This window comes from Rubrivirga halophila (genome assembly GCF_046845755.1).
Classification (GTDB): Bacteria; Bacteroidota; Rhodothermia; order Rhodothermales; family Rubricoccaceae; genus Rubrivirga.
This window is the reverse complement of sequence record NZ_CP177357.1, coordinates 1,707,399-1,732,610: the sequence shown is the minus strand read 5'-3', so window position 1 is coordinate 1,732,610 and position 25,212 is coordinate 1,707,399. Positions and strand designations below refer to the sequence as shown.

Here is a 25,212-nt window from a genome sequence, read left to right as displayed (position 1 = left end):
GCCAACCCCCGGCCGGGCGCCGGGGTCCCGAGGGCTGGCCAGACGCGAGTCGGCTACGGCAGGTAGCGCGCGCGCAGGATCGCCGCGTGGTGCAGGTCGTGGCCGGCCGAGATCCACCCGGCGGCTCGAGCGCTCAGCGGCTGGTCGCTGGCGGAGCCGATCCGGGCCAGCGCGTCCGGCGCGAGCGCCGCCAGCAGGTCGCGCGTGCTGGCGCGGAGGCGGTCGAGCTCGTCGGCCAACGCCGCCAGCGGTCGGTCGGGCGCGTGCGCGGCGAACAAGTCCTGGTCGTAGCCGGGCAGCGGCGTGGCGTCGCCGCGCGCGATGCGCAGGGCGCGGTACGTGAACACGCGCTCGGTGTCGATGACGTGCTGGACGACGCCTGCGAACGTCCACTTGCCGGGCGCGTAGGCGTGGCGTGTGAGCGCCGGGTCGGCCGCTCGCGTCAGCGCCGCCGTCTCGGACGTCGCGAGCGCCGCCAGCAAGTCCGTGCCCGAGACGAGGGCGACGTAGCGGTCGTAGTAGCGGCCGTGCTCGCAGGCCTCGGGCCGCCCGATCACGTGCCGACGCGGACGCGCGAGAGCCAGTCCGGCGCGACGGCGTCTTCGACGACGGCGGTGAGCCCGCCGCTGCGGTACGTCTCGAGCAGCGAGCGGACGTCGGCCCGAGTGATCTCGAGCATGTTGCCGACCATCTCGGGCGAGTACCCCCGCTCGCCGAGCTCGATCGTCATCTCCATCGTGACGATGCGGCTGATGGCGCGGCCGAGGTCGACCAGCTTGCGCTGGGGCATCGCCCAGTCGATGTCGAAGTCGAGCGAGTCGCCGAACATGCTGGCGGCGCGCGCGGTGAGCGGCTCCGTGCGGAGGTACGCGCCGAGGTCGACCTGCTTGAGGCGGCGCATGGCCTTGACGACCGACTCGGTCACCTGCTGGTACAGGATGTCGTTGGAGCCCTCGAAGATCTGGTACGGTCGGCTGTCGACGAGCGCGCGCCCCGCGCGGTGGTCTTCGCGGTAGCCGTTGCCGCCGCTGAGCTGGACGAACGACTGCGCGGCCTCCTGCATCCAGTCGGTGACGACGGTCTTGAAGGCGTTCGCCTTGAGCCCGTCGCCGAACAGGTCGCGGTCGACGCCGGCCGTGCCCGACGTCTCCATGCACATCGCGGCCGTCCCGGTCACGAAGGCCTGGAGCCGCGCCAGCCGGGCGCGGACCTGGTCGTAGTCGATCAGCGCCTTCCCACCGACCACGCGCTCCCTGGCATGGAGGAGGGCCTCGTCGAACACGCGGCGGAGGTAGCCCATCCCCATCCCGGGCATCTGCAGGCGGCTCCGGTGCAGCAGGTCGAGCATCATCTTGACGCCCGTCGAGTTCGGCTCCAGCCGCGACGACATGGGGACCTCCACGTCGACGCGATTGCGGCCGTAGGGGATCATCTTGAGGCCGATGTTCGGGTACACCTCCTCGACCTCCACGTGCTGCCCGGGCGCGTTGCTGTCGGAGATGAAGAAGTCGACGTCCCGGCGCAGGCTGCCGTCGGCCGTCCGGGGGCGGGCCGTGAGGAGCCAGTAGTCGGCCCAGCCGGTGAGCCCGGCCCAGTGCTTGGTGCCCTGGATCTTGGCGGTGCCCCGGTCGGTCGCCTCCCAACCGGTCTGCATCGCGAACGCGTCCGAGCCGAAGTCGGGCTCGGTGATCATGAGCCCGCCGAGCTTCTTGTCGGTGATGATCGAGGGGAGCACGCGCGCCTTGGCCTCCTCGCTGCCGTACTTGGCGACCGGCTGTAAAAACAACCCGCCGTTGATCCCGAGCACCAGGCTGAGAGGGAGCGAGTGGTAGCTGGTCTCCTCCAGCATCGTCATGCTGTGCCCGATGGTCCCGCCCCGGCCGCCGTACGCCTCGGGGATGTAGACCGACAGCGGGTCGACGTCGCGGAACCGCTGGATGACGAACGGGGGGACGCCCCGGTCGACGCCCGTGCGGTCGGCGTCGTGGCGCGAGCCGAACAGATGCCCGAGGCGGTCGCGGTAGGCGGAGACGAAGTCGGCGAACGACTCCTTGGCGCGAGCGGCCACGGGCCGGCCGGAGGCCGGGGCGCGGGCAGGGAGGGAAGGGGCGCTCATACTCGTGGCGGGGCGACGCAGGATTGTCTCCCGTAAACTACGGCGAGTGGCGCAGGGTCCACTGTGCGTCGCCGCCCTCTGTCACAGCCTCTCGCCCGCGGGCGCGCCCCTCCGCTATGACAGACCTCGACCCGGCCGCCTGGGCGCTCGGCCCGGCCACCCGCGCCCGGCTCGTCCGCGACGGCGACGACGCCCGTGCCGACGCGGTGCTGAGCCCAGACGAACGGGACCGTCTGGCGGGCTTCGCGAGCCCGGCGCGGCGGCGGCAGTTCCGGCTGGGGCGGCTGGCGGCGCGGACGCTCGCGGCGGACGTGGCAGGCATCGAGCCCGGGGCGGTGGCCCTGGGCGTCGCCGGCGACGGGGCCCCGACCGTGCCCGGCGGCCACCTCTCGATCGCCCACACGGGCCGCGCCGGGGCGACCGCCGCGCTCGCCGCCGTCGCGTCCGGCCCGGTCGGCGTGGACCTCGAGCGAGTGGCCGCGCGGCGCCCCGACCTCTGGCGCCGGATCCTCCACCCCGACGAGCACGCGCTGCTGGCGGCGCTCGGCGGCCCCACCGACGACGTGCAGACTCTGCTGTGGACGCTGAAAGAGGCCGTCCTCAAGGGGCAGCGGACCGGCTTCCGCGCCGGCGGCCGCTCGGTCCGGCTGGCGCTCACCGCGGACGGGGCCCCGCCCGCGCACGGCGTCGCGACCGCCGCCAGCGGGGCCGGCCGTTGGCGCATCGCCTTCGGGCGCGTGGACGACCTGTGGCTGGCGGTCGCCGAGGTCGACGGCAGCATGAAGTGAGCGGAGGGGAAAGGCTCCCAGCCGTGCACGCGAATCTGCCAAGTCGTTCGTCCTTCCGGCTCACCCACCCGACGTGTCATGACCCGCCTGCTCGCCCTCGCCCTGCTCCTGGGCCTCGCCACCCCCGCCACGCTTGCCCAATCCGCCGATCTCGTCGGCACCTGGGAGGTCGAGCGGCTGATCGACACCGCCGCCGAGCCCGCTCCTGAGAGCGGTCTCTCGGCCATGCTCCCCGACAACCCGTACACGCTCGCCCCCGTCCGCATCCGCTTCGACGCCTCCGGCGAGGCGGTCGTCTCCCTGGTGATAGCCCGCCACGACGGCTACGAGGTGCGCGACGTCCCCTCGGCGTATTCCGTCGAGGGTGGCTTGCTGGCGATATCGCTCGGGGGGTTCGAGTCGGACTGGGAGGTAGACCGGCAGGGCGATGCGCTCGTCCTGCGAGCCGAGGACGGCAGCGCGCTCACGCTCCGTCGCGCGCCGTAGTCGGGGGCTGTCCCCATCGGTCGCTGGCGCCAGCCGTCGGCTCCGGTGGGGCGCTCTCTCGATCGGCGGCGCTGGTCAGAATCGCCAGCCCGACGGATTGATCGGGGAGTGCCGGCGGTCTACTCTGGGGCTCCACTCCCCGCACCGCCATGTCCAACCGCGACCTCATCGAGTCCCTCTACGCCGCCTTCGGGCGCGGAGACGTCCCGGGCGTCTTTGCCACCATGCAGCCGGACGTCGTGTGGAACGAGGCCCCCGGCACTCCCTACGCGGACGGCAACCCGTACGTCGGGCCCCAGGCCATCGGCGAGGGCGTCTTCGGCAGGATTATGGCCGACTACGACGGCTTCCAAGCGACCCCCGCCCAACTCGTCGTTGACGGCGACACGGTCGTCTCGCTCGGGGCGTACACGGGCACGCGGAAAGGGACTGGCGTCGCGCTGGACGCCCCGTTCGCGCACCACTGGACGATCCGCGACGGCAAGATCTCGGCCTTCCAGCAGTACACCGACACAGCTCAGTTCCGCGACCAGGTGGGCTGAGCGGGGCTAGCCGAAGCAGACGGCGTAGTCGCCCGAGCGGTAGCCCGTCAGGAACGCGTCGACGCGCTGGCGCGACGAGCCGTGCGTGAACGACTCGGGCCGGACGGCCTGCCCGGCGCCCCGCTGGATCGCGTCGTCGCCGACGGCGGCCGCGGCCGAGATGCCCGACTGGATGTCCTGCTCGTTGAGCACGATCGCGCCGTCCTCGCCCTCGGCGTGGTGCGTCCAGATGCCCGCCAGGCAGTCGGCCTGGAGCTCGGTCTGGACCGACATCGCGTTCGAGCGCGAACGGGTGAGCAGACCCTCGACGTTTTGGATGTGGTGGGCCACCTCGTGCGCGATCACGTACGCGATCGCGAACTCGCCCTGGGCGCCCATGCGCTGGAGCTGGTTGAAGAACGACAGGTCGATGTAGACGGACCGGTCGGAGGGGCAGTAGAACGGGCCCATCGCGGACTGGCCGTAGCCGCATCCGGTCGGCGTCTGGCCGGTAAAGAGGACGAGGTTAGGCTCCGGGTACACCTCGCCGGTCTCGCGGTAGATCTCGCCCCACACGTCCTCGGTCTCGACGAGCACGGCGTCGACGAGCCGGCTGGCGTCGTCGGTCGGGGCCGAGGCCTGCTCGTTCGCCGGGGCCTGCGAGACGCCGCCGCCGCCCAGCAGCGGCGTGATGTCGATGCCAAAGCAGGTGCCGAGCACCAAGACGAGCACGAGCCCGCCCAGGCCGAGCCCGACGCGGCCCCCGCGTCCGCCGCCCCCGCCTCCGCGGCGGTCGATAAGGTTGCCAGAAGAACGGCCGGGACGGATCAGCATGAGGGGCAGGGGGAGAGGGGAGAGGCCAACGCAGGCGCGCAGCGGCTAGATCCGCAGCGCCTGGAGCCGCTCCGCGAGCCCGTACGCGGCGACCCCGAAGGCGACCGACACGTTGAGCGACGCCTTGACCCCGTACTGCGGCAGCCCGACGACGAGGTCCGCCGCCTCCAGCACGTCGTCGGGCACGCCGTGGACCTCGTTGCCCAAGACGAGCGCGAGCGGGAACGCCTCCGCCGGCACGTCGCGGGGCGCGACGGCGGCGTCGGTCCGCTCCAGCGCGGCGATGGTGTAGCCCTCGGCTCGCAGGGCCGTTATGGCATCGTGCACGTTGTCCGCCTGCGTCCACGGCACGGCGGCCTCGGCGCCGAGCGCCGTCTTGGCCACGCCCCGGTGGTCGGGCGTCGGGGTAAAGCCGGTCAGCACCACGCGCGCCCACCCCGCGGAGTCGGCCGTCCGGAAGACCGAGCCGACGTTGTGGGCGGAGCGGAGGTCGTGGGCGACGACGACGAGATCGAACATGGGCACCGGACGGGGGGACGTGCGTACACCGCGCCCCTGTCTCCGATCCCCCGCATGCCCCGCCACTCCCTCGCCGTCCTCGTCGCGGCCGTCCTCCTCCTCATCCCTGGCTGCACGACGCTCCAGCAGCTCGCGGCCCTCCAGCAGGTCGACTTCGACCTCGACCGGCTGTCGAACGGTCTGGTGGCCGGCGTCGACCTCGACCGCGCTCGTGACGGGAGCCTCGGTCCGCTCGAGGTCGCCCGCTTGGGCGCCGCCGCCGCCTCGGGCCGCGTCCCGCTCTCGTTCACGTTGCACGTCGGCGCCGAGAACCCGGCCGACAACCCCGTCGCCGCCCAGCTCGTCTCGCTCGACTGGACGCTCTTCCTCGACGGCACCGAGACCATCTCGGGCATCTACAACGACGACCGCCAGATCGCCCCGGGCACCCGCACCGACTTGCCGATCCAAATGGAGCTCGACCTCGCGACGTTCTTCGGCCGCAACGTCTCCGACCTCGCCCGGCTCGTGGGCAACCTCGCCGGCGTGAGCACCCAGCGGCAGACGATCCGGCTCGACGCGCAGCCGACGATCAACACGCAGTTTGGCCCGATCCGCTACCCCGGCACCATCTCCATCGAGTTCCCCGTCGGCGGCTAGTCAAAAAAACGCCCCGCTGGCGACGGTGCCAGCGGGGCGGATCTCAGGACGCCGAGGGCTTACGCCTCCACGGGCTCGCTTAGCGCGTCGACGACGGCGCCGACGAAATCGGGGATGTCCTCCGGCTTGCGGCTCGTGATCAGCGTGAACGGGCCGTCGGTGTCGACGGCCACCGAGCGGTCGACAACAGTGGCGCCCGCGTTCTCGAGGTCGGTGCGGAGCGAGGGCCACGAGGTCGCCGTGCGGCCGTCCGCGAGCCCAGCCTCGATGACGAGCCAGGGCGCATGGCAGATGGCCGCAATCGGCTTGCCGGCCTCGGCGAAGGCCTTCACGAAGGCGACCGCGTCGCCGTTCGCGCGCAAGACGTCGGGGTTCATCTGGCCGCCGGGGAGCACGAGCGCCGCGTAGCTCGCGGGGTCAGCGTCGCCGAGCGCCACGTCGACGTCGACCGAGTCGCCCCAGTCCTTCTGGTCCCAGCCCTTGATGCGGCCCGACTCGGGCGAGATCACGTGGACGGTGGCGCCGGCGTCTTCGAGCGACTGCTTAGGCTGAACGAGCTCGGACTGCTCAAAGCCGTTCGTGGCCAGGATGGCGATGGAGGTGTTGTCGAGGGCAGGCATGCGTCGGGGGGGAGAATGGAGGCTCCGAACCCCGGCTCGCGCGCCCCGGATTCGCCGCTGGGCCAGTGTCAGGCGTCGCCCGACGTGTCGACCCGGCGGATCCTCTCCACGATCCGGGCGACAGGTAGGCCGAGGAATCGGACCGTCGCGAGGTTGAGCGCCGCACGTCCGTCGGGCTCTAACGTCAGCCGCTGGTCCATGGTCGTGAACCGCCCGATGTGGTAGCGAATGCGAAGGACGGAGCCCTCCAGCGTCGCCGTCGTCTCGCCGTCGGCGTCGCTCAGCGTGCCCGCCCACACCTCGGGCGCCGTCGCCGTCATCGTCCACGTGCGCTCGGTCGGCGCTTGGCCGCCGAGCCGGATCGACTGGTCGAGGCGGAACGTGCTGTCGCTCAGCGCCACGCCGGTGCTGGCGACCTGGAGCACACGTGGGCGCTGGCCGCGGATCTGGATCGTCCCGAACCCGCGCGTCTCGCCGAGGAAGAACGCGTCCGGGCGGAAGGGCGGGCCCCCAGCCTCGGGCGCCTGCGCCGCCCCGGCCAGGCACCCGCTGGCGACAACGACGAGCGCAAGGACGAACGCAAGGACGGCGGCGACGCGGAGGGCGCTCATCGGAGGGCGCGGAGGCGGAGGTACACGACCGCCAGCACGACACCGAAGAGCGCGTGCGCCAGCGTCATCGGGATGAGCGAGGTCTCGGCGACCATCAACGGGTTCGCCCACGTCAGCACGAGCGCGAAGACCACGGGGTACGAGGCGACCGCGTAGGCAACCGCCGCCAGCACGGTCCGGCCGGGCGAGAGGTCGCGCACGAACGGGACGGCGATCCCGCCCAACAGCGCACTCGTGGCCTGGTGGGTCGCGAACCCAACGAGCGTCGGGAGCCCGAGCGCGCCGTCGGCGACGCCGTCGCCCAGCCACATCGCGGCGATTAGGTCCGGAGTCGTCCACGGGCTCCGGCCGGTCGCCAGCATCCAGCCCATCATCGCGAGCGCCATCGCCATCCCGGCGGCGAACCCAGCCCATGCGCCGGCGGCGGTCCGGCTCATGCCCGGGCGCGGACGTGCCCGGCGTACATCGCGCCCACGATGGCGCCGAACACTAGGTGCAGCATCACGAATGCGGCTACCCCCATCGCGTCGTGATTCGACAAGAAGTAGCCCGGCCCGGCCATTTGCTCCGGGATCAGCCGGTGCACCGCCGGGATCATCGCGCCCATCACGACGCCTGCGACCAGCACGTGGACGACGGAGAAGGCGGCGCCCAGCCCGGCGCTCGCGCGCTTGGTGATTGTCTCGAACCCCCACGCGTACGCCAGCGCGATCAGGCCCGACAGCATAAGGTGCATCACCAGGCCGACGACGAACGCGAGCGTCCCCGGCTCGAGAAACATCGTCCCCATCATGGACTCGATGCTGACGTCCATCCCCAGGAGGCGGCCGACGAAGAGGAGGACAGACATGACGGCGCCGCCGACGACGCCGGCGATAAAGGCTCTGGAGGTGTTCATAAGGGGGAGAGTCATAGGGGGGAAGAGAGAGGGGGGGCAGGCTCAGGCCTGGGTCAGCCGTCGGCGAGGAGGGAGGTGAGCGCCTTGCCGGCCAGGGCGAGGGCGCCGAGGCCTAGGACGATCCCCAGGCCCCGGTCCCGCCCGCCCGCGAGCACGGCGCCCGTGCCGAGCGCAGCGCCGCCCGCGACCGCCGCCAGCGTCGAGTGCCCGGCCACCGTCTGGTACGCGCTCGACGCGTGCGCCCGGTCCGTCCAGCGGCCCCGGATCCCGCCGTCGCTCGCCGTCGGGGCGTACAGGTTGTGGGGCGCGTCGGCCGACTTTGGGACGTCGCTGGCAGGGCCCGCCGCCAGCGGCGACCCGAGCTGGGCGCCGACGAGCGTGGGGCTAAAGCGCATGGCGAGCGCCGCGCCCTTGCCCGCGCCGCCAACGTACGCCTCGCGCTCGTCGCCCGACGCCGCGCGCAGGATCACCTCCGCGTAGACCTCCGGCTCGTACGTCGGGCCGAGCGGCTGAGGCTCGGCGCCGAGCTGTGTCTTGGCCTTCTCGAACAGGGGCGTGTTCATCGACGACGGCTTGACGACCGTCAGACGGACCGTGGAGTCGGCCTTCGCCAGCTCGATCCGGAGAGCGTTCATGAACCCGACGACGGCGTGCTTCGAGGCGCAGTACGCGGCCTGGTACGGCACCGACAGGTCGCCGAGGACGCTCGACGTGCAGATCAGCGCGCCGCCGGTCGCTTCGAGGTGGGGGAGGGCCACCTGCGCGCCGTGGACCTGGCCCATGAAGTTGGTCGCCATGATCTGGGCGATGTCTTGGTGCGGCTGCTCGGCGACGGCGGCGTAGGCCGTCACGCCCGCGTTGTTGACCCAGGTGTCGATCCGGCCGTACGCCTCGACCGCGGCGGCGGCGAGCGCCTCGACCTGCTCGCGATCGGTCACGTCGGTCGGCACGGCCAGCGCCTCGCCGCCGTCGGCGCGGATGGCGCCTGCCCAGCGCTCCAGCTCATCGGCGTTGCGGGCGGCCATCACGACGGACGCGCCCTCCTTCGCGAAGGCCTGTGCGGTCGCCAGCCCGGCGCCGCTCGAGGCCCCGGTGATGACGACGATCTGGTCGGAGAGGGGACGGGGCATGGCGAGAGAGGGGAGGGGGGAGCCTGTGACGCCCGCACGGGTGACGGCGTTCGCCGACGCTCCGTCCGTCAGGGTCCCCCCGCCTCGGTAGCTTGCGGCCGCCCCCCACACTCGACAACCATGGCCCTCGACCTCTTGCTCTCCGGCGGTACCGTGCTCGACGCCCGCACCGGCTCCTCGCAGCGCGCCGACGTGCTCGTCCGCGACGGCCAGATCGCCGAGGTCGCCGAGTCCATCGACGCGCCCGACGGCGTCCGCGTCTACGACGCGACGGGCAAGACGATCTCCCAGGGCTGGTTCGACATGCACGTCCACTTCCGCGAGCCCGGCCAGGAGCACAAGGAGACGATCGAGACCGGCGCCCGCGCCGCCGCCTTCGGCGGGTTCACGGGCGTCGCCTGCATGCCCAACACCGACCCGCCGATCGCCACGCGCGACGTCGTCGAGTTCGTCCGCAAGCGGGCCGAGGGGCTCGTCGTCGACGTGCACCCCATCGGGACGGTCTCCAAGCAGCGTGAGGGCAAGGAGCTCGCCGAGATGGCCGACATGGCGGCCGGCGGCGCCGTCGCCTTTTCCGACGACGGCTCGCCCGTCCAGCACGGCGGCCTCATGCGCCACGCCCTCGAGTACGCCCGGACGCTCGACAAGCCGATCCTGGGCCACGAGGAGGACCTCACGCTCAACCCGCACGGCCACATGAACGAGGGCGCCGTCGCCACGCGCCTCGGCCTGCCCGGCATCCCCGGTCTTGCCGAGGAGGCCATGATCGCGCGCGACGCCCTGCTGGCGGAGTTCACCGGCGGCCGCGTCCACGTCTGCCACATCTCGACCGCCCGCGCCGTCGACATCGTGCGCGACGCCAAGGCGCGGGGCATCCCGATCACGACCGAGGCGTGCCCCCACCACTGGGCGCTCACCGACGCCGCCGTCGAGGCCTCGGGCTACGACACGCACACCAAGATGCACCCGCCGCTGCGGACCGCCGCCGACGTGCAGGCCATCAAGGACGGCCTCGCCGACGGCACGATCGACGCGATTGCGACCGACCACGCACCGCACGCGGGCTTCGAGAAGGAGGTCGAGTTCACCGAGGCGCCGTTCGGCATACTGGGCCTGGAGACCTGCTGGGCGCTCACTGTCCGCGACCTCGTCCGGCCCGGCGTGCTGACGCTGGCCGAGGCCGTCCGCAAGCTGGCGGTCGCACCCAGGGAGATCCTGGGCCTGGCGGTGCCCACGATCGAGCCGGGCGCCCCCGCCAACCTCACCGTCTTCGACGACGCGACCGAGTGGACGTTGGAGCCCCGGCACCTCAAGTCGAAGTCCAAGAACACCCCGTTCGTCGGCGACGCGATGGTGGGCAAGGCCTGGGCCGTCGTCAACAACGGCCTGCTCGTCGAGGCCGAGGCGTAGCGCCGGGGTCGGGGCGACCTGACCGTGCTCGCGGGTCCGCGCCGCGCGTCAGCCGTCGAGCCACGGCGCGAGCACGCGGTCCAGCGCGCGCTGGGCGGCCCGCCGGCGGGCCCGCTCCGTGGCTGAGCGCCGGGACTGGGGGCGCGCCAGGCTCGCCCCCGTGAGCGCGGCCAACAGCGGGACGAGGTGGTGGGCCGTCCGGTCGCCGCCCCGGTCGCGGAAGACCTCGACGGCCAGGTAGCTCAGGCCGCCGGCGGCGAGGGCCGCCCCGACCACGCGGCGGGCCGTGCTCGGAGTCGGGGGGGTGTCGGACACGTCGATGGGCGAACAAAGGACCGCCCCCGGGGCGAAGCGGGGCGGCGGGGCTGGAGGAGGGTACGCCGCCGTTCGGGATGCAGGCAAGCACGGCGCCCAGCGGTTTTGGGGCGCAGCGAACGCATCCGCGCCGAAACGCTAGCCCACCAGCCCGCCGACCAGCGCGGCCGTGTTGCCGAGGTTGTGCGCGAGCGTGGGGAAGAGGAGGCTGCCGGTCCGCTCGCGGAGCCAGCCGTAGGCGAGGCCGCCGACAAACGGGAACGACGCGGAGAGCGCGTCGAACGACACCTGCCTATCGTCCACGCCCAGCCCGTGCCACCCCCCGAACGCGACGGCGGTCAGGACGACCGGCCACCACCACGCCGCGCCCTCCGCTCCGGGGAGCGCCCGGTGCAACACGGCGATCAACATGCCACGGTAGACGAGCTCCTCGGCCAGCCCCGGCATCGTGAGCTGGTACGCGAGCGTCTCCACACCGAACGGCCCGCCGCCGAACGCCGCCCCGATCCCGGCGCTCGCCGCCGTCAGCGTCAGCGTGGCGAGGAGGGCGGGGCGGACCGAGCCGGCGTGCTGGCGGAGCGTGACTCCGGCTTCTTGAAACGAGACCGGCCCGACGGCGAGGAACAGCGTGGCCCAGGCGACGCACAGCGCCTTCCCGACCCAGTTCCAGTCGCCCCCGACGACGTCGAGCGCGCGGACCGCGAAGGGGAGCGTGACGGCGAGGTCGTCGAGCGCGAGGAGGCCGAGAAACAGGACCGCCCACGGCCAGCGGCGGCTCGGCGAGGTCCACAGCGCGAGGGCGACCGGGGGCGCGGTGACGACGGCGAGGAGCGCGGCGTTCAGGAGGTAGTCCACGTGGGTGCGGCGGTGCCCCCCAGCGACGGACCATGCCCGAGAAGGGTTACACCACAACGGGGGGAGTCGTACCCGTGTCGGCCGTGTGCTCGGCCGAATGTGCCCCAAAGCGACATCCCGACCCGGAGGTCGGCGCCTGCTTGCGAGGGATCTGCACCTGCAGAGACGGCGGAGACCACATGAGGCGCGTCGTTGGACCCGAGCCCACCCCGCAGGGCCCCGGTTCGCCCCGGCCGGTGGGCCCCGTCGCCCTTGCCGAGACCCTGCACGCGCCCCGTACCTTGCGCCACGCCCCCGCCCGCCCATGTCGCGAGTCACCCCCGAGCACCTCCGCGCCCAGACGATCGGCGCCGACGCCGTCGTCGCCGGCCCCTTCGGCGACCGCCCCCTCGTCTACGCCGACTTTACGGCCTCCGGCCGCCAGCTCGCCTTTGTCGAGGCCTACCTCGCCTCGCTCGCCCCGCTCTACGCCAACTCCCACACCGAGGACAGCCTGACCGGGCGGACGGCCACGGGCCTGCTCCACGACGCCGAGGCGACCGTCAAGCGCGCCGTCGGCGCCGGGCCCGGCGGCAAGGTCGTGTTCTGCGGCAACGGCTCGACGGGCGCCATCCACAAGCTCCAGGAGATCCTGGGCGTCGCCATCCCGCCCGCCACCCTGCGCGACGTCTCGGCCCGCCTTACCGCCGCCCTCGGTGACGACGCCGCCGGCCGCCTCCTCTACGACCTCCGCGAGCGCGGCCCCGTCGTCTTCGTCGGCCCCTACGAGCACCACTCGAATGAGGTCATGTGGCGCGAGGGCCTGTGCACCGTCGTCGAGGTCGGCCTCGACGCCACCGGCCAGATCAGCTTGGACGACCTCGCCGCCCAGCTCGCCGACCCCCAGTGGGCCGGCCGCCGCCTCATCGGCTCGTTCAGCGCCGGCTCGAACGTCACCGGCGTGCTCGCGCCCGTCCACGAGATCGCCCGCGTGCTCCACGCCGCCGACGCCCTCGCCGTCTTCGACTACGCCGCGTGCGGCCCCTACGTCGAGATCGACATGACGCCGGACGACGCGGAGGCCCGCCTCGACGCCGTCTTCCTGTCGCCCCACAAGTGCCTCGGTGGCCCCGGCTCCGCCGGCGTGCTCGTGTTCGACGAGGCCCTCTACCCCCAGGGCCTCGCCCCGACCGTCGGCGGCGGCGGGACGGTCACCTACGTCAGCGCGATCTACCACGACTACACCGACGACGTCGAGGCGCGCGAGACGGCCGGCACGCCCGGCCTCTACCAGGCCTTGCGCGCCGCCATCGCCCTCGACCTTAAGCGCGCCGTCGGCACCGACACGATTCGCGACCGCGAGCACGCCCACCTCGATCGCGTCCTCGCGCGGTGGGCCGACGACGACCGGATCCAGGTGCTCGGCCCCGGCCCCGAGGTCGACCGCCTGTCCATCCTGTCGTTCAACGTCCTCGACGGGGCCGGGCAGACGCTCCACCCCCGGTTCGTGACCGTCCTCCTGTGCGACCTGTTCGGGATCCAGAGCCGCGCCGGGTGCTCGTGCGCCGGGCCCTACGGCCACCGGCTCCTCGGCATCGACGACGCCACCAGCGCCCGCTTCCGCCAGTGCCTGGTCGACGGGATCAACGGCATGAAGCCCGGCTGGGCCCGCGTCGGCCTGCACTTTACGCACAGCGACGAGGAGGTCGACTACATCGCGAGCGCCGTCGAGTTCGTCGCCGCGCACGGCCGCCGCTTCCTCTCCCTGTACCGCTTCGACCCCGCCTCCGGCGACTGGACGCGCCGCGACGCCCGCCCCGCCGTCCTGGGCTTGCGCCTCGACGACGTGCTCGCGGGCGCCGCCCCCTACGGCCTGCGCCGCGCCGCCGGCGCCGAGCGCCAGCGGCTCATGGACGACGCCCTCGCTGAGGCGGCCCGAATCGCCGACACCCTGCCCGACCCCGAGACCGTCGCCCTCGACGGCTCCATCGCTGACCTCCAGTTTTTCGCCGTGCCCGCGTGACCCGCCTTCTCCTCGCCGCCCTCGCCCTCCTCGTCGTCGGCGGCCTCGCCTGGTGGTGGATGACGCGCCCCGACCCGCTCCCCGCGTTCGACGCCGCCCGCGCTTACACGCTCGTCGAGGCCCAGACCGACTTCGGCCCCCGCATCCCTGGCACCGCCGCCCACGACTCGACTCGCCGGTTTCTGATCCGACGACTGCAGGCGCACGCCGACCAGGTCGTCGAGCAGCAGATCCGGATCCCGGTCCCCGGCGACACCGCGCGCCAGTTTGCGGGCACAAACATCGTCGCCTCGTGGCAGCCTGAGCTTCGCCGCCGCATCCTGCTCGCGGCGCATTGGGACACCCGCCCCCAGGCCGACAACGATCCCGACCCCACGCGGCGCCTGGAGCCCGTCCTCGGCGCGAACGATGGCGCCAGCGGTGTCGCCGTTTTGCTCGAGATCGCCCGCCTGCTCGACGTCCACCCGATCGGGCGCGCCGTCGGCGTCGACATCATCCTCTTCGACCTCGAGGACCTCGGCACGAACGGGCCCGTCGCCGACGAACTCCGTGTCCCGTTCGCCATGGGGTCCGAGATGTTCGTGCTCAACAACCCGACGTACCGGCCAGTCTGGGGCGTCCTGCTCGACATGGTCGGCGACCGCAACTTGCGGATCCCCCGCGAGGGGTTCTCCCAGCAACACGCGCCCGACGTGCTCGACCGCGTGTTCGCCGCCGCCGAGCGGACCGGCGCCACGGCCTTCGTCGACGAGCTCGGTCCCGCCATCCAGGACGACCACGTCCCCTTCCTGCGCGCCGGCATCCCCGTCGTCGACCTCATCCACGCCCCGTTCCCGGACACCTGGCACACGACCGCCGACACGCCCGAGAACGTGAGCGCCGAGAGCTTGGGCCAGGTCGGCCGCGTCGTGGTCGACCTCCTCTGGCGGGAGGACGACTGATCGCCGCCAGCAGGCCCGAATTCCTCACCGACGGCCCGGCACTCCCGCACGCCTGCCGGCGTTAGACCCTTCCCCGGACACGACCCCACCCCCATGGACACCCTCTACGGAACGCCCGTCGCGGCGCTCGGCGACGACGCCCGCGCCGCCTTCCTGACGCGCACCTACACGCACCTCTTGGGCGCAATCCTGCTCTTCGCTGGCATCGAGGTCTTCTTCTTCGCCTCCGGCCTGGCCCTCCCGATGGCGGAGGCCATGCTGAGCGTCAGCTGGCTCGCCGTGCTCGGCGGGTTCATGATCGTGAGCTGGTTCGCCAGCCGCGCCGCGGCGCAAGCCGAGTCGAAGGCCGCCCAGTACGGCGCGCTGGCCGCGTTCGTGCTGGCGGAGGCCATCATCTTCGTGCCGCTGCTCGTGATGGCCGAGATCTACGCCCAGCAGTCGGGCAGCAGCGTCGTCGGCAGCGCCGCCTGGGTCACCGTCCTGGGGTTCTCCGCGCTCACCGCCATCGTCTTCTTTACCGGCAAGGACTTCTCCTTCTTGGGTGGGATGCTCAAGTGGGGGATGGGCCTGGCGATTGTCGCCATCATCGCGGGCGTCCTGTTCGGCTTCGAGCTCGGCACCTGGTTCTCGGTCGCGATGGTCGGGCTCGCCGGCGCGGCCATCTTGTACGACACGTCGAAGATCTTGAACAACTACCCCGAGGACCGCTACGTCTCGGCCGCGCTCCAGCTGTTCGCGTCGGTCGCCCTGATGTTCTGGTACGTCCTGCGCCTGTTCATGAGCCGCGACTAGTTCTCGGACCCGCTCTCGGACCCCCGTCCCATGCCCGGCGTAGATCGGGCATGGGACGTTTTCTTTCTGTGCTCGCCGCCGTCGCAGGAGTCTCCGCCGTGATCGCGGCGGGCTGGGCTGCCTGGCGCCGCTGGGCCTACCCCGTCCGTGAGGTCGAGCGTGAGGTCGCCCACGTCCCGGATCCTCCCGTCGACGACGCCCCCGAGGGCGAGCGCGACCTGCAGCCCGAAGAGGCCGGCGTCGGCGCCCGCTTCCACCGCCGCTACGCGGTCGACGTCGCCGAGTCGACCCAGACGCCCACCGAGCTGATCGCTGAGATCGGCCGCGACATACAGGCCTTCGTCCCAGACGAACTAGCCGTGTTCGAGAAGGTGAAGGGCGCCCCGGAGCGGCTGGCGGTCGGCGACGAGTTCGACATCACGATCCGGTCGCCGTGGGACGGGCCCGTGCGTGTCGTCGAGGCGGAGCCGACCCGGTTCACGCTGGCGACGCTCGACGGCCACCTCGAGGCGGGTCAGATCCGGTTCGAGGCCCGCGAGCACCCCTCGCGCCCCGACGCCCTGGCGTTCTCCATCGAGTCGTGGGCCCGGAGCCGCGACGACGTGGTCGACTTCGTCTACGACGAGCTGGGGCTGGCGAAAAAGGCCCAGCAGGCGATGTGGACGTTTTTCTGCGAGCGCGTCTCCGAAGCGTGCGGCGGCCACACCATCGACGAGATCCGCGTGCTGACCGAACGCGAGGCGGAGTGAGCGTCCTCGACCGCGCTGGCGTCCGCCGCCCCGACTGGCGGGAATACGAGGACCGGCTCAAGGCCGTCGAGACGGCGGCGACCAACTTCGAGCTCGACGAAGGGCACCAGGCGACCGAGGCCGACGGCTGGCGGCTCGACCACCACGTCGGCGAGCTGCCGCCGGAGCCGCCCGGCCCGCCGCTCGCGCCCGACGCGCCCGGAGCCTCCTGGGCCGTCGCCTGCGAGCTGGTCCGCAATTACGCCTTCCCGGACCCGACGCTCATCACCGGCATCTTTTCGCCTGACGCCCCGATCTCCGGCCGCCCGATGCTGCTCCGGGCGCGGTTTCTGGGGTTCACGTTCTGGTTCGGCGTCCGCCTCAGCGACGAGACCGACGAGGTCCGCGAGACCGACGACGGGCCGGTGCACGTCTACGGCTACAGCTACGCGACACTCGAGGGCCACTTCGAACGGGGGCAGATCACCTTCGAGGTCCGCAAGTACGCCCAGACCGGCGCCGTCGACTTCCACATCGACGCGTTCTCGAAGCCCGACCGGATCCGGAATCCGTTCTACCGGATCGGCTTCAAGCTCTTCGGGCGCCGCCTGCAGCTCAAGTTCGCGCACACCGCGATCGAGCGGATGCAGCGGTTCGTCGGCGAGGAACTGGCCGCGCGGGCTGCCGGGGTCGAGGCGCCCGAGCGCGAGACGGTCGAGCCCCAGCGGCCGGACGCCGAGGCGGCCGAGCACGCGGCCGACACCCTCGACAAGGGCTGAGACTGGCTGGCAGGGGAGGGGCCTGCAACCGGGTGGCTGGCGCCCCGTCTCGGTGATAACCTTTTCGCACACCGCCCCGACGCCCATGCGCGCCCTCCCACTCTTCGCCCTCCTTCTGCTCGCGGTCCCCGCGCAAGCCCAGGACGCCGACGCCGCCGTCCGCGCCACCATCACCGCGCTCTTCGATGGGATGCGCGCCAAGGACTCGACCGCCATCCGCGCGACAATGCACCCCGAGGCGCGACTGATGACGGCGGCGAACCAGAACGGCGCCCGGTCGGTGATGCAGACGCCCATCGGCGCCTTCCTCGCCTCCGTCGCGGGCGCGCCCGTCGACCTCGACGAGCAGCTGGCGGACGACTACCCGGTCTTGATCGACGACGGCCTCGCCGTCGCGTGGACGCCGTACCGCTTCTACGCCGGCGGCCAGTTCAGCCACTGCGGCACGAACGCCTTCGTGCTGGCGCTCGGCGACGACGGCTGGCAGATCGTCCAGATCATGGACACCCGGACGCGCGACTGCGACGCCGAGTAGGTCGGCGCGGGTGAGAACACACGCGACGGTCAAACGTCCACAGCCGCTCACCCGCCCCGCCCCGATGCCCGCCGACCTCGACCGCCGTCAGCACAACTTCTCCGCCGGCCCCGGCGCGCTCCCCCAGGAGGTGCTCGACGAGGCCCGCGACGAGCTCCCCGCCTACCCCGGCGCGGGCGCCTCGATCCTGGAAATCAGCCACCGCTCAAAGGCATACTCGGCCGTCCACGAGCGCGTCGGCGAGCGCCTGCGGTCGCTGTTGGGCCTGGGCGCCGACTGGCACGTGCTGCTCCTGCAAGGTGGTGCGTCGATGCAGTTCCACCAGGTCCCGCTCAACTTCCTCCGCGACGGCCGGACGGCGGCCTACCTCGACACGGGTGCGTGGAGCGCCAAGGCGATCACCGAAGCCGAGATCGTCGCCGGGCATCACGGCGGGACCGTCGTCACCGCAGGGTCGAGCGCGGATGCCGACTACAGCTACATCCCGAGCCCCTCGGAGTGGACCGTGCCCGCCGACGCGCACTACCTCCACTACACGAGCAACAACACGATCTACGGGACCCAGTTTGCCGAGACCCCGATTGTCGACATGCCGCTCGTCTGCGACGCCTCGTCGGACTTTCTGAGCCGGCCCATCGACGTCGAGAAGCACGGGCTGATCTACGCGGGCGCCCAGAAAAACATCGGCCCGGCCGGCGTCACCGCCGTGCTCGTCCGCGAGGACTTTCTGGCGACGCGCGCCGAGGGCCTGCCGACGATGCTCGACTACGGGACGCACGCCAAGAAGCTCTTCAACACGCCGCCCGTCTTCGCGATCTACCTCGTCGACAAGGTGCTGGCGTGGATCGAGCGCAACGGCGGGCTGGCGGGCATGGTGGAGCGCAACCGCGCCAAGACCGACCGGCTCTACGGCGCCATCGACGCGAGCGCCTTCTACCGCGGCACCGTCCGCCCCGACAGCCGTTCGTCGATGAACGTGACGTTTCGGCTGCCGAGCGAGGACCTGGAGGCCCGCTTTATCGAGGAGGCGGCGGCCGAGGGTCTGCTCAACCTCAAGGGCTACCGGACGGTCGGCGGCGTCCGCGCGTCGATCTACAACGCCGTCTCGCCCGAGTCCGTCGAGGCGCTCGTCGACTTTATGCGGCGGTTCGAGGCCGACCACGGGTAGCGGATCCGGAGTGGGGGAGGAGACCCTGTGCGGTCGGAACGGCACCGGCTGGGGCCGCGTGTAGCCCGGGCCCCGCCTGTGCCGCGGGGCCGTCACCGGATGCCGCTAGCTTGCGCGGCCTGAAAACACACGGACCCCCACTTATGAAGCGCCTCGTCGTCGTCGAGTCTCCCACCAAGGCCCGGACGATCCGGAAGTTCTTGCCCGCCGGCTACCAGGTCGAGGCCTCGATGGGCCACGTCCGCGACCTGCCGTCGTCGGCGTCGGAGATCCCGGCCAAGGTCAAGAAGGAGAAGTGGGCGCGGCTCGGCGTCAACGTCGAGGACGGGTTCACGCCGCTCTACGTGGTCCCGGCCGACAAGCGGAAGACGGTCAAGATGCTCAAGGACGCCCTCAAGGACGCCGACGAGCTCTACCTCGCGACGGATGAGGACCGCGAGGGCGAGTCCATCGGCTGGCACCTCCTGGAGGTGCTCCAGCCCAAGGTCCCCGTCAAGCGGATGGTGTTCCACGAGATCACCAAGGAGGCCATCCTGAAGGCGCTCGACGAGACGCGCGAGCTCGACACCCGACTCGTCGACGCCCAGGAGGCGCGGCGCGTGCTCGACCGGCTCGTGGGCTACTCGGTCTCGCCGGTCCTGTGGAAAAAGATCGCGCCCAAGCTATCGGCAGGCCGCGTCCAGTCAGTCGCCGTCCGCGTGCTCGTCGAGCGCGAGTGGGAGCGGCTCGACTTTATCTCGGCCGGCTACTTCGACCTCAACGCGACGCTGACCCAGGCGGGCGTCCCGTTCGAGGCCAAGATGACTCACTTGGGCGACCAGCGGCTGGCGACCGGCAAGGACTTCGACGAGAAGACCGGCAAGCTCAAAGACAAGAGCGACGCGTTCGTGCTCGGCGAGGCCGACGCGACGTCGCTCGCCGGCCGCCTCAAGGACGCGCCGTGGCGGATTTCGGAGGTCGAACAGAAAAAGGCCACGCGCAAGCCATCCGCGCCGTTCATCACGTCGACGCTGCAGCAGGAGGCGAACCGCAAGATCGGGATGAGCGCCCGGCGCACGATGCAGACGGCCCAGAAGCTCTACGAGCAGGGCCACATCACCTACATGCGTACCGACTCCACGACGCTGTCGGCGGAGGCGCTCGCCGCCGCGCGCGGGGCCGTCGAGGCGCGCTACGGCAAGGAGTACCTGTCGCCGTCGCCGCGCCAGTTCTCGGGCAAGGTCCGCAACGCCCAGGAGGCGCACGAGGCGATCCGCCCGGCGGGCACCCAGATGAAGACGAAGTCGGAGCTTGGGCTGTCCGGCGACGAGGCCAAACTTTACGACCTGATCTGGAAGCGGACCGTCGCCAGCCAGATGGCGGACGCCCGCCTGCTCCGCACGCGCGCCACCATCCTAGCCGCCGAGGGGACCGACGACGCGAGCACGTTCCGCGCGAACGGCCAGGTCATCGAGTTCCCGGGCTTTTTCCGGGCCTACGTCGAGGGCAAGGACGACCCGTCCGCCGCGCTCGACGACCGCGACAGCCCGCTGCCCGCGCTCGCCCAAGGCGACACGCCCGCATGCAAGGCCGTCGACGCCGTCGGCCACGAGACCAAGCCCCCGGCGCGGTACACCGACGCCTCGCTCGTCCAGGCGCTCGAGAAGGCCGGCGTCGGCCGCCCGTCGACGTACGCCTCAATCATCGACACCGTCGTCCGGCGCGGCTACGTCATCCGCGACAAGAACCAGCTGGTGCCCACCTTCACGGGCATGGCGGTGACGAACCTGCTGGCGAAAAACTTCGAGCGGCTGGTCGACACCAAGTTCACCGCCCGGATGGAGGAGGAGCTGGACCAGATCGCGGGCGGCACGGAGCAGCGCGGCCCCTACCTCGAGCGCTTCTTCAACGGTCCCGAGGGGCTGGAAAAGCGGATCGAGCAGGGCGTCGAGACGATCGACCCGCGCGAGATCTCGACCATGCGGCACGTCAAGTGGGGCGACTACGAGGTCCGCGTCGGCCGCTACGGCCCGTACGCCGCCGCGCCCGACGGGAGCACATCGTCGCTCCCCCCGGAGGCCGCTCCGGCCGACCTCACCGAGGCCGACATCGCGGCGCTCGTCGACGGCAACAACGACGAGCGCGTGGTCGGCATTCACCCCGAGGCGAGCCAGCCGATCCTGCTGAAGTCCGGCCCGTACGGCCCCTACGTGCAGCTCGGCGACAACGACCAGCTGGAGGACAAAAAGGCGCCCAAGCCCAAGCGGACCTCGCTGCCCAAGGGCACCAAGCCGGAAGACGTGGACCTCGAGCTCGCCATCGGCCTGCTCGGCCTGCCCCGGACGGTCGGCCTGCACCCGGAGACGGGGAACGAGATCAAGGCTAACATCGGCCGCTACGGCCCCTACGTGCAGCACGAGCGGACCTTCGCCAGCCTCAAGGCGGCCGACGGCGACGAGGTGCTGACGGTCGGGCTCGAGCGCGCCCTCGAGCTGATCGCGCAGAAACGCCAGAAAGCCGCCCCGCTGCGGACCCTCGGTGCGCACCCGGTCTCGGGCAAGCCGATCGACGTGTTCGAGGGCCGCTACGGGCCGTACGTCAAGCACGAGAAGACGAACGCGACGATCCCCAAGGACCAGGACAAGGACGAGATCACGCTCGAACAGGCCGTCGAGCTCGTCGACGCCAAGGCGGCCAAGGGCGGGGCCAAAAAGAAAAAGGCCCCGGCCAAGAAGAAGGCGCCCGCCAAGAAGAAGCCCGCCGCGAAGAAAAAGGCTCCGGCCAAAAAGCCGGCGGCCAAGAAAGACAGCTGACCGAGACCGTGCTTCGGGGTGCCGGTCAGCTGTCGCGGCGACGACCGCTGGCGCGATTGGGTGGTGCTCCGGAGCCGTGCCGCCGATCGCAAGCGGTCGTCGTACCAGTCGTGCGGACGGGGAGCGCGCTACGCCTCTCTGATCCGTGATTGCGGGCGGCTTGTGTCAGCCCTCGCCCGGCGCCCGACCGTCGGGGTTGTTGTACGTGCGCTCCTCGGCGTCGACGAACGGGTCGTCGGGGTCGTCGGGGCGGCCGAGCGTGCGCCACCGCGCCTCCTTCGTCAGCCGGTGCGACTCGATGACGGTCTCGAGCATCGCGAGGTAGCTACCGTAGCGCTCCGGCGTGATCTCGCCCTCGTCGACGGCGGACTGGACGGCGCAGCCGGGTTCGTGGGCGTGCGTGCAGTCCGGAAAGCGGCAGTCGGGGATGTAGTCGAGGAACTCGACGAAGTAGCCGCCGAGTTCTTCGGGCGCCATGTCCCACAGGCCGAACTCGCGGATGCCGGGCGTGTCGGCCACCCATCCGCCGCCTGCCTCGAGAAGCGTGGCGAACGTCGTGGTGTGTCGCCCCTTTTGCGTCTTCTCGCTGATCTCGGACGTCGCCAGCCGGAGGCCGGGCTCGATGGCATTGAGCAGGCTCGACTTCCCGACGCCCGACGGACCGGACACGACGCTCACGCGGTCCGCCAGCGCGGCCCGGAACGTGTCGATGCCCCGTCCCGTGACGACGGACGTCAGGATCACCGGGTAGCCGAGCCCTTCGTAGAGCTCCTGCCAGAACGCGACGGCCTCCTGAGCACGCGGCGAGTCCTCCATCAGGTCCGTCTTGTTCATCACGATCCCGGCCGGGATGTGGCGCGTCTCGGCGGCGACGAGAAAGCGGTCGACGAAGCCGGGGTTGACCTTGGGCTCGTAGACGGACTGCACCACCCACGCGCGGTCGATGTTGGCCACGATGACGTGCTCGCGGACAGCCCCGCGCTTGCCGGCGGCGCGGCGGCTGAGCTGCGTCTCTCGCGGCTCGATGTCGGTGATAAAGCCGCTCCCGTCGTCGCCGATCGTGAGCCGGACGCGGTCGCCGACGGCGATCGGGTTCGTTTCGTCGATCTCGAGCGCGTCGAGCCGGAAGCGGCCCCGGATGCGGGCGCGCACGTCGTCGCCGTCGTCGGTGCGGATGTCGTACCAACTGCCCGTCGAGCGGAGCACGAGGCCGCGAACGGGCTCGCGCGGGGGCGCATCGTCGGGGGCGTCGGGGCGGTCGTCGGTCTCGGACACAGTGAAACACTCGAGGGGAGGTCTCGTCCAACGCAGGCAGCCGACTCAGGCTCCGTCCGCTGCCCTCTTCCCCCCGACTCATGGCCCGCCCCACGCCCGACCCCCTCGACGCCGTCCGCGATGCGTTCTCCGACCTCGGCACCTCCCGCAAGGCGGCGTTTGTGCTGGAGGCCACCTTCGAGACCTTGAGCCAGGCGCTCGCCGAGACCGGCCGCCGCGCCGCCGAGACGATCGACGACCTCGACATCGACGCCTGGTTCCGCGCGTCCGAGCCCGCCGATGTCGGCGCCCCGCCGCCGCCGCCGCCCGTCACGCCGCCCGCGCCGAAACCGAAGCCGGCAGCCAAAAAGCCGTCGTCTAAGAAGGGCGGGGGCAAGACCGCCGGCAGGCGCACGCCGCCCGGGGACGACGCATGAGTCAGTCGTGGCCCGAACGGTTCGCCAAGGCGGGCCTGGCCGAGCGCGTTGGCCTGTTGGCCGGCGGCGGCGTGCGCCTGCTGGCGGGCGCCATCGACCGGGGGCTCGAGAAGGCCGCCGAGACGGCCGTCGAGGCCAAGCGCGCCTTCGACCGCGAGGTCGACCCCAACATGACCGACGCGCGCGTCATCGAGGAGTGGGAGGAGCCGCGGGACGGCCCGCGCCCCTAGGCCGCCAGCGTCTGCGCGGCGCGGACGCCCCAGATGCGGGGGTGGGCGACGTGGTGGACCATCAGGCGCCCGTCGGCCGCGCTCGTCATTTCGATGTCGAGCAGCCCGTGCGCCGACATTTCGATGACGACCTCGTGCCCCAAGCGCGACGAGTCGAGGCCGGCATCGCCTGCGGCCGGGCGGAGCCAGCGCGCCGCCAGCCGGTTGATCTCGACCCAGGAGAGCTGTCCGAACGGCGCGCGCGAGGCGGCGGCTAGGATCTCGATCACGAAGTCGGCCGCGAACGGCAGCGTGTCGGCGAGCGGGGGGCGAGTGGACATCGGCGGAGGGGCGGGGGGTGCCTGGAGGATCCGACAGGGGGGTGACAGCCCTGTGACGTGGGGCGTTCCGTCTTCCGTACCCTCGCCGACGGCTTTCAGGGACTCCCTCTAACCTCCGGTTCGATTGCCCTTAGCGGACCTCCGGGCGCATCCTGAGCGGCCCGGCAGGCCGCAAGGTCACGGATCCGTGCGGGCGGGGCGGGTCGCCATCGAGCACGAGCCGCCAACGCCGCGCGATCGCCGCCAGCACCAGCGTCCCCTCGGCCCACGCGAAGCGCTCCCCGACGCAGCCCCTCCGGCCGACGCTGAATGGGACGAAGGCAAACTTGTGCCGGTCGTTGGCCCTCAGGTGCCGCTGGGGGAGGAACGCGTCGGGCGCGTCCCAGAACTGTTCATCCCGGTGGAGGTGCAGCGGCGCGAACAGGACCGTCGAGCGCCGCGGGACGGGGTGCCCGCCGAGCGACGTGTCGCGCGCGGCCTCCCGACCGACCGCCCAGGCAGGCGGGTACAACCGCAACGACTCCGCAAAGACGGCTCGGGTGTACGGCAGGTCCGCGAGCGACGCGAGCGACAAGTCGCCGTCGACCGCGTCGACCTCGGCGTGCAGGCGGGCCTCGGCGTCGGGGTGCTGCGCCAGCAGGAGCCACGTCCACGCCAGCGCCGTCGCCGTCGTCTCGTGCCCGGCCAGCAACAGCGTCATGGCCTCATCGCGGAGTTCGAGGTCGGTCAAGGCCTCCCCCGAGTCCTCGTCGCGCGCTTCCAGCAGGATGCCCAGCAGGTCATCAGTAGGGCCCGACGACCGGTGCTCGGCGATCACGCGGTACACGACCTCGTCGAGGACGGCGCGGGCGCGGCGCGAGGTGCGGTTGGCGGGCAGCGGCAGCCACGTCAGCTTGTCGGCGAACGGGAACTGGGCGCCGTCGAAGGCGGCCATCGCGTTGTGGACAGCCGCGCTCACGCGGTCGGCGTCGGACAGCACGTCGGCGCCGAACAGCGTGCGTCCGGCGATCGCCAGCGCCAGCCGGCTCATCGCGGCGACGGCGTCGAACGGCGCGCCGTCGGTCCAACCTGCGGCCTCGGCGTTGGCGAGCGCGACCATCGTCTCGCCGTAGCCGACCAGCCGGCCGTGGTGGAAGGCCGGGAGCACGAGGCGTCGCCGCCGCGTGTGGTCGGGCGGCTCGCTGGTGAGCAGCCCGTCGCCGAGGATCTGCCGCGCCAGCCGTAGGCCGCGCGCTTTGGTGAAGTCGGCGTCGCGGTCGATCAGCAGCTCGCGGAGCACGTCCGGGTGGCGGACCAGGACCACGGGGGGCAGGCCGGGGACCCGGGCCTCGACGAGGTCGCCCCCGATCGCATCGAGCCGGGCGACGCCGGCCTGCAGGTTTCGGGCGAACGTCGCGACCAGGCCGAAAGGGACGCGGGAGCGGAAGCGGCGGAGGTCGGCCATCGGCGTGGTACTTCCGCCTCTCGAGAGGGGTCCGTGCCGGAGGGGCGT

29 protein-coding genes are annotated in these 25,212 nt (G+C 71.9%); 15 read left to right on the top strand and 14 right to left on the bottom strand.

Annotated elements, in window-relative coordinates:
* Positions 1 to 53: 53 nt before the first annotated feature.
* Both ACLIRP_RS07545 and ACLIRP_RS07540 read right to left on the bottom strand, forming a co-directional pair.
* Entirely contained in the window at positions 54 to 557 is a 504-nt protein-coding gene (locus ACLIRP_RS07545; RefSeq protein ID WP_412063358.1) for a DinB family protein, read from the bottom strand.
* Positions 554 to 2,116 carry an acyl-CoA dehydrogenase family protein gene (locus tag ACLIRP_RS07540; protein WP_412063357.1) on the bottom strand — a complete coding sequence of 521 codons (1,563 nt, stop codon included), beginning with the start codon at positions 2,114 to 2,116 and terminating at the stop codon, positions 554 to 556. Before ACLIRP_RS07540 ends, ACLIRP_RS07545 begins: the two co-directional genes overlap by 4 nt.
* 116 nt (positions 2,117 to 2,232) lie before the next feature.
* Between ACLIRP_RS07540 and ACLIRP_RS07535 the strand changes: the two genes are divergently transcribed.
* From ACLIRP_RS07535 to ACLIRP_RS07525, 3 genes are all read left to right on the top strand, one after another.
* Entirely contained in the window at positions 2,233 to 2,904 is a 672-nt protein-coding gene (locus ACLIRP_RS07535; protein ID WP_412063356.1) for a 4'-phosphopantetheinyl transferase family protein, read from the top strand.
* 78 nt (positions 2,905 to 2,982) lie between these two features.
* Positions 2,983 to 3,390: a hypothetical protein gene (locus tag ACLIRP_RS07530; RefSeq protein ID WP_412063355.1), complete on the top strand. Its 408-nt coding sequence runs from the start codon at positions 2,983 to 2,985 to the stop codon at positions 3,388 to 3,390.
* 149 nt (positions 3,391 to 3,539) lie between these two features.
* Positions 3,540 to 3,932, top strand: a complete 393-nt coding sequence (locus tag ACLIRP_RS07525) for a nuclear transport factor 2 family protein (protein ID WP_412063354.1) — start codon at positions 3,540 to 3,542, stop codon at positions 3,930 to 3,932.
* Positions 3,933 to 3,938: 6 nt separating this feature from the next.
* Here the strand turns inward: ACLIRP_RS07525 and ACLIRP_RS07520 are convergent, their stop codons facing one another.
* Complete coding sequence (locus ACLIRP_RS07520; protein ID WP_412063353.1) at positions 3,939 to 4,745, bottom strand: neutral zinc metallopeptidase; 807 nt, start codon at positions 4,743 to 4,745, stop codon at positions 3,939 to 3,941.
* Positions 4,746 to 4,790: 45 nt separating this feature from the next.
* The gene (locus ACLIRP_RS07515; RefSeq protein WP_412063352.1) at positions 4,791 to 5,264 is read right to left on the bottom strand and encodes a TrmH family RNA methyltransferase; all 474 of its coding nucleotides are present in this window, start codon (positions 5,262 to 5,264) and stop codon (positions 4,791 to 4,793) included.
* A gap of 54 nt (positions 5,265 to 5,318) precedes the next feature.
* Between ACLIRP_RS07515 and ACLIRP_RS07510 the strand changes: the two genes are divergently transcribed.
* Entirely contained in the window at positions 5,319 to 5,903 is a 585-nt protein-coding gene (locus tag ACLIRP_RS07510) for a hypothetical protein (protein ID WP_412063351.1), read from the top strand.
* A gap of 59 nt (positions 5,904 to 5,962) precedes the next feature.
* Here the strand turns inward: ACLIRP_RS07510 and ACLIRP_RS07505 are convergent, their stop codons facing one another.
* The 5 genes from ACLIRP_RS07505 to ACLIRP_RS07485 form a co-directional block, all read right to left on the bottom strand.
* Positions 5,963 to 6,523 carry a type 1 glutamine amidotransferase domain-containing protein gene (locus ACLIRP_RS07505; protein WP_412063350.1) on the bottom strand — a complete coding sequence of 187 codons (561 nt, stop codon included), beginning with the start codon at positions 6,521 to 6,523 and terminating at the stop codon, positions 5,963 to 5,965.
* 68 nt (positions 6,524 to 6,591) lie between these two features.
* On the bottom strand, positions 6,592 to 7,134 hold the full coding sequence (locus ACLIRP_RS07500; protein WP_412063349.1) for a DUF3833 family protein: 543 nt from the start codon (positions 7,132 to 7,134) through the stop codon (positions 6,592 to 6,594).
* Entirely contained in the window at positions 7,131 to 7,571 is a 441-nt protein-coding gene (locus tag ACLIRP_RS07495) for a hypothetical protein (protein ID WP_412063348.1), read from the bottom strand. The genes ACLIRP_RS07500 and ACLIRP_RS07495 overlap by 4 nt, the downstream gene beginning before the upstream one ends.
* A complete protein-coding gene (locus tag ACLIRP_RS07490) occupies positions 7,568 to 8,032 on the bottom strand; it encodes a hypothetical protein (protein WP_412063347.1) in 465 nt (154 codons plus the stop codon). Before ACLIRP_RS07490 ends, ACLIRP_RS07495 begins: the two co-directional genes overlap by 4 nt.
* A 53-nt stretch (positions 8,033 to 8,085) precedes the next feature.
* Entirely contained in the window at positions 8,086 to 9,162 is a 1,077-nt protein-coding gene (locus ACLIRP_RS07485) for an SDR family oxidoreductase (RefSeq protein ID WP_412063346.1), read from the bottom strand.
* A 120-nt stretch (positions 9,163 to 9,282) separates the two neighbouring features.
* Between ACLIRP_RS07485 and ACLIRP_RS07480 the strand changes: the two genes are divergently transcribed.
* Complete coding sequence (locus ACLIRP_RS07480; RefSeq protein WP_412063345.1) at positions 9,283 to 10,572, top strand: dihydroorotase; 1,290 nt, start codon at positions 9,283 to 9,285, stop codon at positions 10,570 to 10,572.
* Positions 10,573 to 10,620: 48 nt separating this feature from the next.
* Here ACLIRP_RS07480 and ACLIRP_RS07475 read toward each other — a convergent pair whose 3' ends face one another.
* Together ACLIRP_RS07475 and ACLIRP_RS07470 are read right to left on the bottom strand one after the other, a co-directional pair.
* Positions 10,621 to 10,887: a hypothetical protein gene (locus ACLIRP_RS07475; protein ID WP_412063344.1), complete on the bottom strand. Its 267-nt coding sequence runs from the start codon at positions 10,885 to 10,887 to the stop codon at positions 10,621 to 10,623.
* 138 nt (positions 10,888 to 11,025) lie between these two features.
* Positions 11,026 to 11,742, bottom strand: coding sequence for a CPBP family intramembrane glutamic endopeptidase (locus tag ACLIRP_RS07470; RefSeq protein WP_412063343.1), 717 nt, complete (start codon positions 11,740 to 11,742; stop codon positions 11,026 to 11,028).
* 304 nt (positions 11,743 to 12,046) lie between these two features.
* Here ACLIRP_RS07470 and ACLIRP_RS07465 point away from each other — a divergent pair, with 304 nt between their 5' ends.
* From ACLIRP_RS07465 to topA, 8 genes are all read left to right on the top strand, one after another.
* Positions 12,047 to 13,744 (top strand): aminotransferase class V-fold PLP-dependent enzyme, encoded by a 1,698-nt coding sequence (locus ACLIRP_RS07465; RefSeq protein WP_412063342.1) that lies wholly within the window; start codon positions 12,047 to 12,049, stop codon positions 13,742 to 13,744.
* Positions 13,741 to 14,685, top strand: coding sequence for a M28 family peptidase (locus tag ACLIRP_RS07460; RefSeq protein WP_412063341.1), 945 nt, complete (start codon positions 13,741 to 13,743; stop codon positions 14,683 to 14,685). The genes ACLIRP_RS07465 and ACLIRP_RS07460 overlap by 4 nt, the downstream gene beginning before the upstream one ends.
* Before the next feature lie 93 nt (positions 14,686 to 14,778).
* A complete protein-coding gene (locus tag ACLIRP_RS07455; RefSeq protein WP_412063340.1) occupies positions 14,779 to 15,477 on the top strand; it encodes a Bax inhibitor-1 family protein in 699 nt (232 codons plus the stop codon).
* A gap of 68 nt (positions 15,478 to 15,545) precedes the next feature.
* Complete coding sequence (locus ACLIRP_RS07450) at positions 15,546 to 16,226, top strand: DUF1990 family protein (RefSeq protein ID WP_412063339.1); 681 nt, start codon at positions 15,546 to 15,548, stop codon at positions 16,224 to 16,226.
* Positions 16,223 to 16,984 (top strand): DUF1990 family protein, encoded by a 762-nt coding sequence (locus tag ACLIRP_RS07445; RefSeq protein WP_412063338.1) that lies wholly within the window; start codon positions 16,223 to 16,225, stop codon positions 16,982 to 16,984. Before ACLIRP_RS07450 ends, ACLIRP_RS07445 begins: the two co-directional genes overlap by 4 nt.
* Positions 16,985 to 17,069: 85 nt before the next feature.
* Positions 17,070 to 17,519, top strand: a complete 450-nt coding sequence (locus ACLIRP_RS07440) for a nuclear transport factor 2 family protein (RefSeq protein ID WP_412063337.1) — start codon at positions 17,070 to 17,072, stop codon at positions 17,517 to 17,519.
* A 64-nt stretch (positions 17,520 to 17,583) separates the two neighbouring features.
* Complete coding sequence (gene serC / locus ACLIRP_RS07435) at positions 17,584 to 18,687, top strand: 3-phosphoserine/phosphohydroxythreonine transaminase (RefSeq protein ID WP_412063336.1); 1,104 nt, start codon at positions 17,584 to 17,586, stop codon at positions 18,685 to 18,687.
* Between the two features lie 143 nt (positions 18,688 to 18,830).
* Entirely contained in the window at positions 18,831 to 21,479 is a 2,649-nt protein-coding gene (gene topA / locus ACLIRP_RS07430; protein WP_412063335.1) for a type I DNA topoisomerase, read from the top strand.
* Between the two features lie 165 nt (positions 21,480 to 21,644).
* Here topA and rsgA read toward each other — a convergent pair whose 3' ends face one another.
* Entirely contained in the window at positions 21,645 to 22,754 is a 1,110-nt protein-coding gene (gene rsgA / locus ACLIRP_RS07425) for a ribosome small subunit-dependent GTPase A (protein WP_412063334.1), read from the bottom strand.
* A gap of 80 nt (positions 22,755 to 22,834) precedes the next feature.
* On the opposite strand from rsgA, the gene ACLIRP_RS07420 reads away from it, so the two are divergent.
* Together ACLIRP_RS07420 and ACLIRP_RS07415 are read left to right on the top strand one after the other, a co-directional pair.
* Positions 22,835 to 23,170 carry a hypothetical protein gene (locus ACLIRP_RS07420; RefSeq protein ID WP_412063333.1) on the top strand — a complete coding sequence of 112 codons (336 nt, stop codon included), beginning with the start codon at positions 22,835 to 22,837 and terminating at the stop codon, positions 23,168 to 23,170.
* Positions 23,167 to 23,400: a hypothetical protein gene (locus ACLIRP_RS07415; protein ID WP_412063332.1), complete on the top strand. Its 234-nt coding sequence runs from the start codon at positions 23,167 to 23,169 to the stop codon at positions 23,398 to 23,400. Before ACLIRP_RS07420 ends, ACLIRP_RS07415 begins: the two co-directional genes overlap by 4 nt.
* Here the strand turns inward: ACLIRP_RS07415 and ACLIRP_RS07410 are convergent.
* Positions 23,397 to 23,720: a hypothetical protein gene (locus ACLIRP_RS07410; protein WP_412063331.1), complete on the bottom strand. Its 324-nt coding sequence runs from the start codon at positions 23,718 to 23,720 to the stop codon at positions 23,397 to 23,399. The two genes, ACLIRP_RS07415 and ACLIRP_RS07410, sit on opposite strands and share 4 nt — an antisense overlap.
* A 130-nt stretch (positions 23,721 to 23,850) precedes the next feature.
* The gene (locus ACLIRP_RS07405; protein ID WP_412063330.1) at positions 23,851 to 25,164 is read right to left on the bottom strand and encodes a cytochrome P450; all 1,314 of its coding nucleotides are present in this window, start codon (positions 25,162 to 25,164) and stop codon (positions 23,851 to 23,853) included.
* Between the last annotated feature and the right edge of the window lie 48 nt (positions 25,165 to 25,212).

Coding starts and splice junctions, on each gene's coding strand:
- ACLIRP_RS07540 (WP_412063357.1), bottom strand. CDS start 2,116: ATGAGCGCCCCTTCCCTCCCTGCCCGCGCCCCGGCCTCCGGCCGGCCC.
- ACLIRP_RS07535 (WP_412063356.1), top strand. CDS start 2,233: ATGACAGACCTCGACCCGGCCGCCTGGGCGCTCGGCCCGGCCACCCGC.
- ACLIRP_RS07530 (WP_412063355.1), top strand. CDS start 2,983: ATGACCCGCCTGCTCGCCCTCGCCCTGCTCCTGGGCCTCGCCACCCCC.
- ACLIRP_RS07525 (WP_412063354.1), top strand. CDS start 3,540: ATGTCCAACCGCGACCTCATCGAGTCCCTCTACGCCGCCTTCGGGCGC.
- ACLIRP_RS07520 (WP_412063353.1), bottom strand. CDS start 4,745: ATGCTGATCCGTCCCGGCCGTTCTTCTGGCAACCTTATCGACCGCCGC.
- ACLIRP_RS07515 (WP_412063352.1), bottom strand. CDS start 5,264: ATGTTCGATCTCGTCGTCGTCGCCCACGACCTCCGCTCCGCCCACAAC.
- ACLIRP_RS07510 (WP_412063351.1), top strand. CDS start 5,319: ATGCCCCGCCACTCCCTCGCCGTCCTCGTCGCGGCCGTCCTCCTCCTC.
- ACLIRP_RS07505 (WP_412063350.1), bottom strand. CDS start 6,523: ATGCCTGCCCTCGACAACACCTCCATCGCCATCCTGGCCACGAACGGC.
- ACLIRP_RS07500 (WP_412063349.1), bottom strand. CDS start 7,134: ATGAGCGCCCTCCGCGTCGCCGCCGTCCTTGCGTTCGTCCTTGCGCTC.
- ACLIRP_RS07495 (WP_412063348.1), bottom strand. CDS start 7,571: ATGAGCCGGACCGCCGCCGGCGCATGGGCTGGGTTCGCCGCCGGGATG.
- ACLIRP_RS07490 (WP_412063347.1), bottom strand. CDS start 8,032: ATGAACACCTCCAGAGCCTTTATCGCCGGCGTCGTCGGCGGCGCCGTC.
- ACLIRP_RS07485 (WP_412063346.1), bottom strand. CDS start 9,162: ATGCCCCGTCCCCTCTCCGACCAGATCGTCGTCATCACCGGGGCCTCG.
- ACLIRP_RS07480 (WP_412063345.1), top strand. CDS start 9,283: ATGGCCCTCGACCTCTTGCTCTCCGGCGGTACCGTGCTCGACGCCCGC.
- ACLIRP_RS07465 (WP_412063342.1), top strand. CDS start 12,047: ATGTCGCGAGTCACCCCCGAGCACCTCCGCGCCCAGACGATCGGCGCC.
- ACLIRP_RS07455 (WP_412063340.1), top strand. CDS start 14,779: ATGGACACCCTCTACGGAACGCCCGTCGCGGCGCTCGGCGACGACGCC.
- ACLIRP_RS07440 (WP_412063337.1), top strand. CDS start 17,070: ATGCGCGCCCTCCCACTCTTCGCCCTCCTTCTGCTCGCGGTCCCCGCG.
- serC (WP_412063336.1), top strand. CDS start 17,584: ATGCCCGCCGACCTCGACCGCCGTCAGCACAACTTCTCCGCCGGCCCC.
- topA (WP_412063335.1), top strand. CDS start 18,831: ATGAAGCGCCTCGTCGTCGTCGAGTCTCCCACCAAGGCCCGGACGATC.
- ACLIRP_RS07420 (WP_412063333.1), top strand. CDS start 22,835: ATGGCCCGCCCCACGCCCGACCCCCTCGACGCCGTCCGCGATGCGTTC.
- ACLIRP_RS07415 (WP_412063332.1), top strand. CDS start 23,167: ATGAGTCAGTCGTGGCCCGAACGGTTCGCCAAGGCGGGCCTGGCCGAG.
- ACLIRP_RS07410 (WP_412063331.1), bottom strand. CDS start 23,720: ATGTCCACTCGCCCCCCGCTCGCCGACACGCTGCCGTTCGCGGCCGAC.
- ACLIRP_RS07405 (WP_412063330.1), bottom strand. CDS start 25,164: ATGGCCGACCTCCGCCGCTTCCGCTCCCGCGTCCCTTTCGGCCTGGTC.